16 protein-coding genes are annotated in these 13,560 nt (G+C 74.3%); 1 reads left to right on the top strand and 15 read right to left on the bottom strand.

Annotated features, from left to right (window positions below):
- The first annotated feature begins 114 nt into the window (after positions 1-114).
- Complete coding sequence (locus NBH00_RS00375) at positions 115-1,140, top strand: alcohol dehydrogenase (protein ID WP_254571378.1); 1,026 nt, start codon at positions 115-117, stop codon at positions 1,138-1,140.
- A gap of 139 nt (positions 1,141-1,279) precedes the next feature.
- On the opposite strand, the gene NBH00_RS00370 is transcribed toward NBH00_RS00375, so the two are convergent.
- The 15 genes from NBH00_RS00370 to NBH00_RS00300 form a co-directional block, all read right to left on the bottom strand.
- On the bottom strand, positions 1,280-1,639 hold the full coding sequence (locus NBH00_RS00370; protein ID WP_302182676.1) for a response regulator: 360 nt from the start codon (positions 1,637-1,639) through the stop codon (positions 1,280-1,282).
- A complete protein-coding gene (locus NBH00_RS00365) occupies positions 1,639-2,535 on the bottom strand; it encodes a FliM/FliN family flagellar motor switch protein (RefSeq protein ID WP_254571377.1) in 897 nt (298 codons plus the stop codon). The genes NBH00_RS00370 and NBH00_RS00365 overlap by 1 nt, the downstream gene beginning before the upstream one ends.
- Positions 2,532-3,521 (bottom strand): flagellar motor switch protein FliM, encoded by a 990-nt coding sequence (locus NBH00_RS00360; RefSeq protein WP_254571376.1) that lies wholly within the window; start codon positions 3,519-3,521, stop codon positions 2,532-2,534. Before NBH00_RS00360 ends, NBH00_RS00365 begins: the two co-directional genes overlap by 4 nt.
- Before the next feature lie 11 nt (positions 3,522-3,532).
- Complete coding sequence (locus NBH00_RS00355) at positions 3,533-4,051, bottom strand: chemotaxis protein CheD (RefSeq protein ID WP_254571375.1); 519 nt, start codon at positions 4,049-4,051, stop codon at positions 3,533-3,535.
- Positions 4,051-4,638 (bottom strand): chemotaxis protein CheC, encoded by a 588-nt coding sequence (locus NBH00_RS00350; protein ID WP_254571374.1) that lies wholly within the window; start codon positions 4,636-4,638, stop codon positions 4,051-4,053. Before NBH00_RS00350 ends, NBH00_RS00355 begins: the two co-directional genes overlap by 1 nt.
- Position 4,639: 1 nt before the next feature.
- Complete coding sequence (locus tag NBH00_RS00345) at positions 4,640-6,670, bottom strand: chemotaxis protein CheA (RefSeq protein ID WP_254571373.1); 2,031 nt, start codon at positions 6,668-6,670, stop codon at positions 4,640-4,642.
- Positions 6,671-6,673: 3 nt separating this feature from the next.
- The gene (locus tag NBH00_RS00340; protein WP_254571372.1) at positions 6,674-7,570 is read right to left on the bottom strand and encodes a CheR family methyltransferase; all 897 of its coding nucleotides are present in this window, start codon (positions 7,568-7,570) and stop codon (positions 6,674-6,676) included.
- Positions 7,567-8,655: a chemotaxis-specific protein-glutamate methyltransferase CheB gene (gene cheB / locus NBH00_RS00335; RefSeq protein ID WP_254571371.1), complete on the bottom strand. Its 1,089-nt coding sequence runs from the start codon at positions 8,653-8,655 to the stop codon at positions 7,567-7,569. Before cheB ends, NBH00_RS00340 begins: the two co-directional genes overlap by 4 nt.
- Positions 8,656-8,683: 28 nt before the next feature.
- A complete protein-coding gene (locus NBH00_RS00330) occupies positions 8,684-9,196 on the bottom strand; it encodes a chemotaxis protein CheW (protein WP_254571370.1) in 513 nt (170 codons plus the stop codon).
- A gap of 158 nt (positions 9,197-9,354) precedes the next feature.
- Complete coding sequence (locus NBH00_RS00325; RefSeq protein ID WP_254571369.1) at positions 9,355-9,582, bottom strand: flagellar FlbD family protein; 228 nt, start codon at positions 9,580-9,582, stop codon at positions 9,355-9,357.
- 66 nt (positions 9,583-9,648) lie between these two features.
- Positions 9,649-10,479: a flagellar hook-basal body complex protein gene (locus tag NBH00_RS00320; protein ID WP_254571368.1), complete on the bottom strand. Its 831-nt coding sequence runs from the start codon at positions 10,477-10,479 to the stop codon at positions 9,649-9,651.
- Positions 10,480-10,567: 88 nt separating this feature from the next.
- On the bottom strand, positions 10,568-10,948 hold the full coding sequence (locus NBH00_RS00315; RefSeq protein WP_254571367.1) for a TIGR02530 family flagellar biosynthesis protein: 381 nt from the start codon (positions 10,946-10,948) through the stop codon (positions 10,568-10,570).
- Positions 10,948-11,358 (bottom strand): flagellar hook assembly protein FlgD, encoded by a 411-nt coding sequence (locus NBH00_RS00310; RefSeq protein WP_254571366.1) that lies wholly within the window; start codon positions 11,356-11,358, stop codon positions 10,948-10,950. The genes NBH00_RS00315 and NBH00_RS00310 overlap by 1 nt, the downstream gene beginning before the upstream one ends.
- Before the next feature lie 21 nt (positions 11,359-11,379).
- Complete coding sequence (locus NBH00_RS25175) at positions 11,380-12,873, bottom strand: flagellar hook-length control protein FliK (RefSeq protein ID WP_302182675.1); 1,494 nt, start codon at positions 12,871-12,873, stop codon at positions 11,380-11,382.
- On the bottom strand, positions 12,870-13,550 hold the full coding sequence (locus NBH00_RS00300; protein WP_254571365.1) for a lytic transglycosylase domain-containing protein: 681 nt from the start codon (positions 13,548-13,550) through the stop codon (positions 12,870-12,872). Before NBH00_RS00300 ends, NBH00_RS25175 begins: the two co-directional genes overlap by 4 nt.
- Positions 13,551-13,560 lie beyond the last annotated feature (10 nt).

The following is a 13,560-nucleotide window of genomic DNA, read 5'->3' as shown; positions in this document are numbered from 1 at the left end:
TGAGGATCTTCAGGGGCCCCTGGACGAACCGCCCGTCGGGCCGCTGACCGGGCGCGGCGGCCCGAGGGCTACCGTGGGCGCCGAGAACACCACCCCACCCCCGAAGGACGGCAGATGACGAGCGAGACGATGCGTGCAGTGCAGGTGAGCGAGGCCGGCGGCCCGCTGGAGCTGGTCGAGCGGCCGGTCCCCGAGCCCGGTCGTGGCGAGGTCCGCGTGAAGGTCCAGGCGTGCGGCGTGTGCCACAGCGACATGTTCGCGGTGACGGGCGGCTTCCCGGGCGTGAGCTTCCCGATCGTCCCCGGCCACGAGATCGCCGGCGTGGTCGACGCGATCGGCGAGGACGTCCACCTGTGGGAGACCGGCCAGCGCGTCGGCGTCGGCTGGTTCGGCGGCCAGTGCGGGTACTGCGAGCCGTGCCGCCGCGGCGACATGATCGCCTGCCAGAACAGCGGCATCCCTGGCATCACCTTCGACGGCGGCTACGCCGATCACGTCGTCGTCCCGGCGAGCGCCCTCGCGTCGATCCCCGACGAGCTGAGCGCCGCCGACGCGGCGCCGCTGCTGTGCGCGGGCGTCACGACGTTCAACGCGCTCCGCAACTCCGTCGCGCGCGGCGGGGACACCGTCGCGATCCTCGGCGTCGGCGGCCTCGGCCACCTCGGCGTGCAGTTCGCCCGGCGCCTCGGCTTCCGCACCGTCGCGATCGCGCGCGGGACCGAGAAGGAGCCGCTGGCCCGCGAGCTCGGCGCCCACCACTACATCGACTCCACGACGCAGGACCCGGCCGCGGAGCTGCAGGCCCTCGGCGGCGCCACCGTCATCCTCGCGACGGTGACGAGCAGCGCCGCGATGGCGGCGTGCGCGGGCGGCCTGAAGCCGAACGGCCGCCTCATCGTCGTCGGCGCGTCGATGGAGCCGCTCGAGCTCCCGCCGGCGATGTTCATCGGCGGCAGCACGGGCCTCATCGGCCACGCGTCGGGGACGTCGCAGGACTCGCAGGACACGCTGGCCTTCAGCGACCTGACCGGCGTGCGCCCGATGATCGAGACGCACCCGCTCGAGGAGGCCCAGGCCGCCTACGACAAGATGCTCGCGGGCGACGCCCGCTTCCGGATGGTCCTCGTCACGGGCAACTGACCGACGATCCGAGGCGGCGTGTGGTCCAGGGGGACATATGGCCACTGTGGACCGCACGCCGACCCTGGACTCGCCTTCCGGCCACCCGGCCCGCCACACACCTGACGTGGCGGGTCCGGCGGGTGGTCGACGCAAGCGACTACCCCAGGGCCTTCGTGACCGCACCCTGCACGCGGTCGGGCTTGAACGGCTTGACGACGAAGTCCTTCGCGCCGAGCTTGATCGACTCGAGCACCTTGGACTCCTGCCCGAGGGCGGAGCACATGATGACCTTCGCGGCCGGGTCGATCGCGATGATCTCCTTGAGGGCGGCGATGCCGTCCTTCTCGGGCATCGTGATGTCCAGCGTCATGACGTCCGGCCGCAGTTCCTGGTAGCGGGCGACGGCTTCCACGCCGTTGCCGGCCTCGCCGACGATCTCGTGGCCGCCGCCGGTGAGGGCGTCGGTGACCATCTTGCGCATGAAGGCGGCGTCGTCGACGACGAGCACTCGGGCCATCAGGCGACCTCCTTGTATTCGGGGCTTGTGAGGGGGGGAGAAGTGGGGTCCGCGGCGGCGGCGTCGTCGCCGGCCACGGTGCCGGCGAGGATCCGCTCGACGCGGATGGCGAGCGTGCCGTCCTCGCAGACCTGCAGGCGGCCGACCGCGAAGCGCATGCCGTCGGCGTAGAGGTCGATCGGCTCGTCGACCTCGCGGTCGAGCTCGACGAGGGCGCCGGCAGGGAGGCCGACGACGCGACCGGACGGCATCTCCGCGCGGCCGAACTCGGCCCAGACGCGGACGGGGACCGAGCGCAGCGCGTCCGACAGCGGGGCGCTCTCGTACGACTCGGTCATCTCGTCGAGCGCCCGCGTCATGCGGACGATGAAGGCGTGCGGGACGAGCTGGACGAGGAGGCAGGGCGCGCCGCAGAGCGTGAACTCGACGGTGCAGGCGAGGCCGCCGGCCTCGATGCCCTCCTCCGCCTCGGCGGACGACGTGACGAGGCGGACGTTCGGCGGCGCGATCTCGACCTCGTCGCCGAGGACGCGGCTCGTCGCCATTGCGGCCGCCGACATCATCTGGTTCATCGCCTCGCCGACGGCGGAGAAGTCGAGCTCCGAGAGCTCGCCGCCGGGCTCGACCTCGTTCGGGTCGCCGCCCATCATCGCGGCGGCCAGGCGACGGGCGCCCTCGACCCCGATGACCATGATGTTGCCGCCGGTGACGCCGTCGACGTAGCCGACGTCGGCGAGGACGGCGGGCGTCTGGGCGCCGGCGAGCGGATGCGTCCCGGGGCTGACCGCGGCGACGGCGCCGGGGTTGACGGCACCCGGCGCGTACGTCTCGAGGACGTCGCGGATCGCGTCGAGGGTGCTTGCGGCAAGGCGGAGGAGTGCCTGCTCGTTGGTCATTCCTCGATCACCGCCGGACCGGTGATCTGCACGGCGCGGCGCGTGCCCCAGCGGCCGGCGCGGGCCTCCATGATGGGCGTGCGGTCGGCGAAGAGCGTGACGGGAGCGTCCGCGGGGGCGTCGAGGCGGATGAGGTCGCCCGGCGCGAGCGCGAGGATCTCCTCGAGCGTCAGGTGGGTGTCGGCGACCTCGGCGCGGATCGTGACGTCGACGCGCTCCAGGCCGGCGCGGACGGCGCGGGCCGTCTCGGGGTCGCGGTGGCCGCCGTCCTCCTCGCGCTGCGAGAAGGCCGCGGCCGCGGGGGCGATCGCCGCGTAGGGGACGAGCAGCGCCATCGTGCCGGTCCCCCGGTGCAGGCGCCCCTCCATCGTGAGCATGAGCGTCGGCTCCGAGCCGGCGGCGACCTGCACGCGCTCGGCGAGCGAGTCGACCTCGGCGAGCGAGACGGTGAGCTCCGCCAGGTCGAACCAGATGCTCGACAGCGACTCCACGAGCGTCCGCACGAGGCGGCGCACGAGGATGAGGTCGATGTCGGTGAGGGCGCGGTCCTTGATCGACCCGGCCGCGTCCCCGCCGAGCAGGCCCTCGACCGCGGTGACCATCAGCGGCAGCTCCGCGGCGAGGAGCATGCGGCCCTCGTGCGGCGCGGTGTCGAGCGTGCAGAAGACCGACGACTCGGGCAGGAGCTTGAAGGCGTTGGCCCACGTGAGCTGCTGCACGTCGATGACCTCGAGCTCCAGCGGCAGGCGGTGCTCGCCGTGGACGCGCTGCGCGCTCGTCGCGCAGAAGCCGTCCAGGAGGCGGCGCAGGCGCCGCTCCTGGTCGGTCGAGAACTTCGTCGGGCGGGTGAAGTCGACCGTCCGGAGCCAGCGCGTGCGGCGACCGCCGCCCTTGGCGCCGATGGGCGGCGCCTCCATGGGGAGGTTGCCCTCGCTCGCTCGCGCGAAGAGGGCCTCGATCTGGCTGGGGTCCAGGAAGTCGTTCATGAGGGTGGTGGTCAGGCCGCCATCCGCAGCGTGTCGGCGGAGGGGTCGAGCAGGGTGATCGGCCGACCGGCCGCCTCCCTGAACACGACTTCGCCGTCGGGCACGGTCACGCGCATGGAGCGGCCCTTGCCGCCCCCGGTCGCCGCGGCGCGCACGGGGATGCGCAGGCGGTCGAGCTGGGCCCGGACCGCGACCTCGTTGCGGGCGCCGATGTCCTGACCCGAGCCGCGGCCGAGCGCGAACATCTGGGCGCCGCCGACGAGGACGGCCTCCAGGCGGTGCTTCATCGCGCCCTGGCGCTGGAGCTCGGCGACGAGCGCCGGCACCGCGAGGTCCGCGAACTTGCCCGGCTGCGGCGTGATGCCGCCCGGGGACTCGGGCAGCATGACGTGGGCCAGCCCCGCGACCTTCGCGCGGCGGTCGAGCAGGGCGAGGCCGATGCACGACCCCAGCCCGATGCACGAGAGCACCGTGCCGGCCTCCGTGCCGACGACCCACTCCCCCATCCGTGCGGGAAGCTCCCCCTCCATCAGACGACGCCGATGCGCCCGAGCAGTTCGTGCACGCCACCGCCCACCGGGATGAGCAGGAAGCTCAGCGAGCACGGCTTGCCCTCGACCGTCAGCGCGCTGTCGAGCAGGAGCGCCGTGTCGGTGTCCTCCCCGCTCGCGAGCAGGACGGACGCGAGGATCGCGCCGAGCATGTCGTGGACGACCTGCGGCGGCGCGGGCTCCATGTCGAGGCCCGACATCTCCGCGAGGACGTTGATGTAGGAGGTGCCGAGGATGTTCCCGATCTCGCCGAGGAAGGACGCGCCGTCCTCGCCGCTGGGGTCCAGGTTGTAGACCGAGCAGAGCTGGACCGCGTCGGGCTCGGGGACGAGCAGGACGACGGCCGCCTCGAACTCGCCGACGATCGGGACGAGGATCCCGTGGCGCGCCTCGTCCGGGTTGCCGGCGACGGCGACGGCCTCGGCCAGCGGTAGCGCCGCGGCGGTCGGCACCGAGATGTCGACCGGGTGGCCGAGCATCGTCGAGAGGGCCGCGGCCGCCTGGCCGGACCCGATGTTGGCGAGCTCGCGCAGGGCGTCGAGCTGGGTCTCCGTATAGGTGCTCATGTCAGGCGGCCTTCTTGATCGGGGAGGACGTGGCGGGTTTCGGCAGGCGCTCGCGCAGCGCATCGCAGTCCGCGAGCAGCACGATCGAGCCGTTGGAGAGGACGGCGGCGCCGGAGACGGCGGCACCGGAGTGCACCTCCGGCGGAAGGGGACGGGTGACGAGCTCGCGCTGGCCGATGAGCTTCGAGCAGCTCAGCGCGACGAGCCGGCCCCCGACGTGGACGAGGACGATGTGCGTGTCCTCGTGGCGCGGGCGGGCGGGGTCGTCGACGGGATGGCCGAAGGCGTCGGCGGCCGGGAGGACCGGGATCGCCTCGTCGTCGAGCATGAGCATCGGCGCGCCGGCGACCGACCGGATCGTCTGGTCGGAGATGCGCATCGTCCGCTGCACGCGGTTCAGCGCGATGCCGTACGGGTCGCCGTCGGCCTCGACGAGCAGGGCGCTCATGATCGCGAGGGTCAGCGGGAGGCGGATCTCCGCGACCGTGCCCTCGCCGGGCGTCGAGGTGACGAGGACCTCGCCGCCGAGCGCGCGGATCTTCGTGCGGACGGCGTCCATCCCGACGCCGCGGCCGGAGAGGTCGCCGACGGTCTCGGCGGTGCTGAAGCCCGGCGCGAAGAGGAGCTCGACGGCGCCCTCGACGTCGAGGAGGGCCGCCTGCTCGGCGGTGATGAGCCCGCGCGAGAGCGCCCGCTCGGCGACCCTCACCGGGTCGACGCCGCGGCCGTCGTCGCGGACGGAGATGATGATCGATCCGCCGCCGTGGCGCGCGGCGATCTGCAGCGTGCCGGTCGCCTCCTTGCCCGCGGCGACCCGGTCCGCGGGGGACTCGAGGCCGTGGTCGAGCGAGTTGCGCACGAGGTGGACGAGCGGGTCGCCGAGCGCGTCGACGACGGTCCGGTCGAGCTCCGTGTCCTGCCCGATGATCTGCAGGTCGACCTGCTTGCCGAGCTTGCTCGACACGTCGCGGACGAGCCGCGGGAAGCGGAGGAAGACGGCCTCGACGGGGATCATGCGGATCTGCATGACCATCGACTGCAGGGCGTGGCTCGAGCGGGTGAGCTCCTGCACGGCCTGCGCGAGCCCCGGGACGCCGGCCTGGGCGGCGAGCGACTCGACGAGCGTGCGCTGCACGACGAGCTCGCCCATGTAGTGCATGAGCTGGTCCAGCCGCTCGGCGTCGACGCGGACGGTCGAGGCGGCCTTCCCGCCCGCGGCGGCGGCGTTCGCCCCGGCGGTCGCAGGGGCCGGGCCGGCGGCGGTCGGCAGCGGCGTGACCTTCGCGGCCGACTCGGCCTCGCGGGCGGCCTGCGCCTGCGCGGCGTCCATGACCGTCACCGCGCCGACGTCGTCGACCGCACGGACGGCCTCGCCGAGCTCGTGGTCCTCGGTCGAGGCGACGAGCGTCACGGTGAGGTTCTTGCCGCTGAAGCCGTCGAGCTCCTCCTCGGCCGGGACGGACGCGACGACCGTGCCGTGCTCGCGGAGCGCCGCGAGCACCATGTAGGCGCGGACCGCGGGCATCATCACGTCCTCGGCGAGCGTGACGTCGACCTCGACGAGGCGCTCGCCGTCCTCGAGCTCCGGGAGGAGAACGACCCCGCCCGGATGGTGCTCGACGGTGTCGGCCGCCTCGGCGTCCGCATGATCCTGGGCGCGGACGAGGGTCTGCAGCCGCTCGATGAGCGGGTCGGGCTCGATCGTCTCCACGCCGTCCGCGTCGATCGTGTCGATCGCGGCGCCGAGCGCGTCGAGGCACTCCAGCACGACGTCGACGACCGCGACCGGGATGGCGGTGGTCCGCTGGCGGAGCAGCTCGAAGACGTCCTCCATCTGATGCGTCAGGCGGGCGATGCCGTCGAAGCCCATCGTCGCGCTCATGCCCTTCAGCGAGTGCGCGGCGCGGAAGATCTCGTCGAGGGTCGCGCGGTCGTCGGGCGACTCCTCGAGGCGGACGACGGTGAGGTTGAGCTCCTGCAGGTGCTCGCGGCACTCGGCGAGGAACATCGGCATGTACTCGGAGGTGTCCATGACCTACGCCTCCTTCCGGTAGGTGAAGGGGAACGCCGGGACGAGCCCGAGCGCCGTCGTGTGGGCGACCCGCTCGGTGGAGCCGACGACGAGGTAGCCGCCCGGGCGCAGCGAGGCGACGAGCTTCGCGTGGAGGGCGTCGCGCACGTCGTCGGTGAAGTAGATGACGGTGTTGCGGCAGAGGACGAGGTCGTACTGCTCCTTGCGCGCCGGGATGCGCAGGAGGTCGGCGGCCTCGAAGCGGACGAGCGGCCGCAGCTCCGCGCGGGCCGTCCACGTCCCCTCGCCAGCCGGCTCGAAGAACCGCTGCAGGAGGGCGGACGGCGCGTCGCGGGCGTCGTCGGCGGTGAACGTCCCCTTCCGCGCGCGCTCGACGATGCGGCGGTCGATGTCGGTGCCGGTGATCTCGATGCGGTAGTTGGCTCCACCACCCGCTCCACCGACCTTCGCGGCGACCGCGCGGCTGAGGGCAGCGAGCGTGTACGCCTCGGCGCCGTAGGAGCAGCCGGCGCTCCAGGCGTTCAGCGCGCGGCGCTGCTCGAAGAGCTCGGGGAGGACCGTGCGCTCCAGGCGCGTCCACTGGTCCGGGTTGCGCCACAGCTGGCTGACGTTGATCGTCACCCGGTCGAGGAAGTCGCCGAGCTCCGCCTTGTCCTTCTGGATCCGCCGGAGGTACTCGGCGAGGTCGGGCGAGCCCTGCCGCTCGACGAAGGTCCGCACGCGGCGCTCCATCTGCGCGCGCTTGTACTGCGAGAGGTCGATGCCGCAGATGCGGCGCACGCCGTCGCAGAAGTCGGTGAAGTCGTCGCGGGCGACCGCCGGCCGGGACGGGGCCAGGCGCGGCGCGGGGACGGCCGCCGCGTTGCGGGGCGGCAGCGGGGAGCGGGGTTCGGCGCTCATGAGTTCAGTTCCTCTTTGATGGCGGCGGGGAGTTCGTCGAGGGGGTGGACGGCGTCGGCGAGGTCGGCCTCGACGACCGCCCGGGGCATGCCGTAGACGGTGCAGGTGGACTCGGCCTCGACGAGCACGCGGCCGCCGGCGGCCTTGACCGCCTTGGCGCCCTCGGTGCCGTCGCGGCCCATGCCGGTGAGGACGACGAGCAGCAGCTGGTCGCCGTAGAGCGCCGCGGCGTCCTCGATCGTGAGGTCCGCGCGCGGGCGCAGGGCGCCGATGGGCGGCTCGTCCGAGAGCTTCGCGCGCTTGTCCGCGCCGAGGCGCAGGTGGCTCCCGCCCGGCGCGAGGAGGATCGTGTCGGGGCGGATGACCTCGCCGCCGGTCGCCTCGACGACGTTGAGGGCGCTCGCGCGGTCCAGGCGGTCCGCCAGCGAGCTCGTGAACCCGGGCGGCATGTGCTGGACGATGAGCCCGCCGGCGCCGAGCGGGCTCGGCAGGAAGGGGACGAGCTCGCCGAGGGCGCGGGGGCCGCCGGTCGACGAGGCGATCAGCACGAGCGGCTTGTGGCCGGCGCGGCGCGGGCGCGGCGCCCGCGGGCGCGGCCGGGCCGCGCGGACCGGCGTCGCGGCGACGGGTCGGAAGAGCGAGTCGGCCGCGACGGCGGTGCGCCCGGAGCGGGCGTGCGTCGCGGCGCGGACCTTCTCGCCGATCTCCGCGGTGAAGGCGGCGAGGCCGTCCCCCCCGGCCGGCTTGCTCACGAGGTCGAAGGCGCCCTCGGCGAGCGCGTCGACCGCGCGGGCGCCGTGCGTCGGCGAGAAGGCCGACACGACGACGACGGGGACCGAGCGCTCGCCCGCCTGGCGCAGGGCGCGCAGCACGCCGATGCCGTCGGTGCCCGGCATCGCGAGGTCGAGCGTCATCGCGTCCGGCTTCAGCTCGGCCCACATGCGGAGGGCCTCGTCGCCGTCGCGGGCCTCACCGACGACCTCGAAGCCGCCGCTGCGCAGCGCCGACGAGAGCACGCGGCGCATGAAGCCGGAGTCGTCCGCGACGAGGACGCGCGACGGGGAATGCGGAGCCGGGGAGGCCATGTCGGGAAGGCGAGACGGGGCGGCCGCGCTAGGCGGCGGCCGCGGCGGGGACGCGATCGGCGGCGTCGGACTCGGCGGCGGCGACAGCCGCGGCTGCGTCGGCGCGCGTCACCTCGGCGCCGCTGACGACGATGTGCTCGGGCGAGAGCAGGACGACGAGACGGTCCTCGATCTTCGCGATCGCCGCGATGCAGTCGCCGCTGACGCCGGAGCCGCCGTCGCGGTCGAGCTGGTCGTCGGTGACCGTCAGGACCTCCTCGACGTCGTCGACGACGACACCGGCCATCGAGCCGTCGCGCTCGACGATGACGATCTTCGCCCGGTCCGAGCGGGCGCTCGTCAGACCGAGGCGGGTCGCGAGGTCGAAGACCGGCAGGATCTTGCCGCGCAGCGAGATGACGCCGCAGACGCACGGGTCCTCGGAGGCGACGGCGCGGGGCTCCGTCCAGCGGATGATCTCGTGGACGTAGCTGATGGGCAGCGCGTACTCCTCGTTGCCGAGGGAGAAGACGACGAGCTGCCCGGAGGTGTGATCGGACATGGGACTCCAGGGTCAGGGGCCGGTGTGTCCCTGGTCATCGGACTCCGGAGGCCGGTCTTGAGGGCCCGCGGCGGCGTCCGGAGCCGTCCTCGCGGGTCGGCAACGAGCGGTCCCGCGTTCCCGGCCGGCAGGCGACCACGAACGCGGGACGAGACGGCTCAGATGTGCCGGACGACGGTCGGCGTGCCCTCGAGGGCACGGTGCAGCACGAGCACGCGCCAGTCGCGGATGGCCGTGACGACCTCCTCCATCGACTCGGTGACGGGCAGGCGGAGCCCGGTGCTCAGGGTGATGTACGTGTCGTGCGCCGCCTCGACCGTGACGATGAGGTCGGGGTTCAGGGCGAACGGCTCGGGCGTGTGCCCGAGCCGGTGCAGCGTGATCATGCGGAGACCGCCGACGACGCGGGGGGCAGGTGGGCCGGGTGGCTAGGCATCGGCGGGTCCGGCCGATCAGTGCTTGAGGTTCACGAGCGTCTGCAGGATCTCGTCGCTCGCGGAGATCACCCGGGAGTTGGCCTCGAGGCCGCGCTGCGCGACGATCATCGCGGTGAACTCGTTCGCGAGGTCGACGTTCGAGGCCTCGAGGGTGCCGCCGATCGTCGAGCCGTACGTGCCGCCCGGCTGGCCGACGGTCTCGGCGCCGGAAGACGGGTCGACCTGCCAGCGGTTGCCCGAGGCGCGGACGAGGCCGTTCTCGTTCGGGAACTTCGCGAGCGAGATCGTCGACGCCGTCACGCGCGCGCCGCCGCCGGTCGGGATGTAGGAGACGGTGCCATCGCCCGCGATGGCGGTCCCGGTGGCCCCGGCGGGGATCTGGATGTACTGGTCGGTGTTCGACGTGAAGTCGCGCCCCATGACGTAGTAGCCCTCGCTCGTGACGAGGTAGCCCTGGTCGTTGCGCGTGAAATTGCCCGCACGGGTGTACTCGACCGAGCCCGCGGCGGGCATCGCCGGCGGGACGCCGGGGGCGACGCGGAACCAGCCCTCGCCGGAGACCGCGCAGTCGAGCGGGTTGCCCGTCGTCTGCAGGTTGCCGGCGGTGATGAGGTTGTCGACGCTCGAGAGCGCGACGCCGAGGCCGACCTGCTGCGGGTTCTGGCCGCCGCTCGTGGCGCCCGAGGCCGCGCCGCCCGCGAAGTTCTGCGCGAGCTGGTCCTTGAACGTCGCACGGCTGGCCTTATAGCCGATGGTGTTGACGTTCGCGAGGTTGTTCGCGGTGACGTCGAGCATCACCTGATGCTCCTTGAGGCCCGAGATGGCCGAGTACATGGCGCCGATCATGGTGTGGTGTTCTCCTGGTGGGTCTGGGGTGACGACGACGCGCATGACCGCGGCGCCGAGGGGGAAAGGGCGGACGATCGGGCGTGTGTCATGCGATCACGGCCGAGTCGATGTTCGTGAAGACGTGGTCCTTCATGTGCTGCTTGTCGACCGCCGTGATGACGGTCTTGTTCGAGACGGAGACGACGAACGCCGTCTGGTCGACGAGGACGACCGCGTCGCGGGCGCCCTTCCCGGCCGCGCGGCGGACGCCGTCGTCCAGGCGCTGCAGGGTCGGGCCGTCGACGGCGATGCCGCGACGCTCGAGGCGCTGGGCCGCGTGGCCCGAGAACCGGACGCCGTCGGTCTTCCCGAGGACGTTCGCGAACGGGACCGCCGGGGCCGCCTCCCCCACGCCGCGCGCCGGGGCCGCCGGCATGGGAGCGCCGATCGGGGTGACGAGCGCCGGGTTGTGGGCGGGGAGGGACATCAGGCCCCGATCGAGGTGATGCGGTTGGGGTCCATCCCGCTGACGCCGGCGATCGTGACCGTCGGGGCGTCGCCCGAGACGTCGACCTTCTCGACGGTCCCGGTGGCCGGGAGGCCGTCGCTGCCGACGTAGCTCACCGTCTTGCCGAGCAGCGCGATCGTCGAGGAGACCGTCTGGTCCTTCGCGGCGTTCGTCTGCGTCGTGGCGAGCTTCGTCATCTGCTCGACCATGGACATCTGGGAGATCTGCTGGACGTATTCGTTGGAGTCCTGCGGTTTCGTCGGGTCCTGGTGCTGCAGGTTCGTGACGAGGAGCTTGAGGAACGTGTCCGAGGTCGCGCCGAGGCCGGCCGCGGCGGAGCTCGCCGTGGCGGTCTGGTCGCTGGTGGAGGTGATGGAGCTGATGAGCATGGGGTTCCTGGATCTCGGGGGTCAGGCCTGCACGTCGACGAGCGCTCCGGGGAGCGGCGCGACGCGGCGGCGGTCGGCGGACGGGGTAGCGGGCTCGGCGGCGTCGGCGCTCGCGCCGATCCGGCCGGTGCGGGAGCGGGCGGCGGACGCGGCGGTGCTCGCGGCCTGGCGGCGGTCCTCACGGGCGCCGGCCTGGCCGGCGAGGTCGTGGGCCGCGCCGTGGCCGAGGTTCACGTCGAGGCGTAGGACGTTCAGGCCGCGGTCGGCGAGCTGCTGCTGCAGCTCGGCACCGGCGCGGGTGACGGCCTGCAGCGTCTCGGGCCGGTCGACGTTGATCGTCGCGACGAGGCCGAGCGCCGTGGAGCGCAGGCGGACGTCGACGGCGCCGAGGTCGTCCGGGTGGAGGTTCAGGCGGGCCCGGGCGACGCCGTTCTGGCTCGAGAGCTTCACGATCTCGGCGATGCGCTCGACGTGCTGGGTGAGCTGGGCGGCCACCGGCGGAGCCGGGGTCGCCGGCGCGGCGGACGTGGACGGGGCCGGCACCGGGGCGGGGGCGGCCGAGGCGGGGGCGGCCGGGGTGGCGGGGGTCGCCGGCGTCGCGGGGCTGCCCGCCGCGCCGGGGACGGCGGGCGTCGCCGGCGTGGCCGCGGCGTGGGCCGGGCGCTCGCCCTTCGTGCCGGGGACGGTCGGGGTCATCTCGGCAAGGGCCGCGGCGAGCGCGGGGTCGCCCGCCCCGCCGGGGGCGGCAGGATGCCCGGCGCCGGGCGCGTGCGCGTGGCCGGTGGACGTCGGGACGACGGGAGCGCCGGCGCCGGACGCGGGGTCCGCCGGCGTGCCGCCGGCCGTCGCGTCCGCCGTCTGGGAGGAGGCGGGGACCGCGGGCGTCGCCGGGGTGGCGGGGACGCCGGGGCCGCCCGGGGTGGCCGGGACGGCCGGGGTCGCGCCGTGCGGGTCGCCGGCGGTGGTGGTGCCCGGGGTGCCCGGGGCCGGCGCCGGCGCCGGCGTCGCGGGGACGGCGGGGGTGGCCACCGGGGTGACGGTCGCGGCGGGGACGGCGGGGGTGGCCACCGGCGTGACGGTCGCGGCGAGGGTGGCGGCCGGGTCGGTGACCGGCGCGCCGGGCGCGGGTGCGGGCGCCGACGCGCCGTCGAGGGGTGCGGGCGTACCCGGAGCGGGCGTGCCCGGAGCGGGCGTGTCGGCCGTGCCGGGGTCGGGCGCGGCACCGGTCGCGTCGTCGGTGTCGACGCCGTGCGTGTGGTGGGCCGGGTCGTGCCCGTAGGCGTGGCCGCGCCCGCGCTCGGAGCCGTCGGCGCGATCGGCGCGGTCCTCCCGGTGCCCTTCCGCATCCGCGGTCGGGGGCGCTCCCTGGTCCTGGCCTTCCGCAGTGGCGGTCCGGGCCTGGTGCAGGGCGGTCGTGAAGGCCACCGGGTCGTCCGGTGGCGCTGCGCCACCCGCCTTCCGATAGGGCTGGGGCGGGGCGGCCGCGGCCGGCGGCGGGGTGCGCAAGGCGCTCACGTGATGCTCCACTGGGTCGGGGACGACGCCACCGCGGTCGCGGCGGGAGGGGCCACGGGGGCCGGCGTCGGCGTGGCGGACGCGCCGCCGCGGTAGCCCGCGGCGAACTGCAGGACGTTCTGGACGTAGTGCTGGGTCTCGGCGTAGGGCGGGACCCCGCCGAACTTCTGGACGGCGCCGGGGCCCGCGTTGTAGGCGGCGAGCGCCTTCGACGGGTCCCCGCCGAAGCGGTCGAGCTGCTGCTTGAGGTAGCGGGCGCCCGCGTCGAGCTGCTGGAGCGGGTCGGTCGGGTCGGTGACGCCGAGCTCGCGGGCGGTCCCCGGCATGAGCTGGGTGAGGCCGAGCGCGCCGACGCCGCTGCGGGCCGCCGGGTCGAAGCCCGACTCCTGCTTGACGAGGCCGCGCAGCAGCGCGGGGTCGACCCCGTTCTTCGCGGCGGCCGCGTCGATCTGGGCGGCGAAGGGGACGGACGCCGCGGCGGCGTTCAGGCCGGCGGCCGGGACGGTGGGGGGCGCCGCGACACCGGCCGCCGCGGGCGTCGTCGCCTGCGTCAGCGCGGTCGCGAAGGAGGGGGAGCCGGCCGTCGTCGCGGGCGAGGGCGCCGCCACGGGCGGGGCCTGCAGCGTGGCGAACATCGCCTGCAGCTGCGCGACGCGGGTCATGGCGTCGACCGTCATCGATCAGCCC

The sequence above is a fragment of the Paraconexibacter antarcticus genome (assembly GCF_024220175.1).
Classification (GTDB): domain Bacteria; phylum Actinomycetota; class Thermoleophilia; order Solirubrobacterales; family Solirubrobacteraceae; genus Paraconexibacter; species Paraconexibacter antarcticus.
This window is presented reverse-complemented; position numbering and strand designations above follow the sequence as displayed.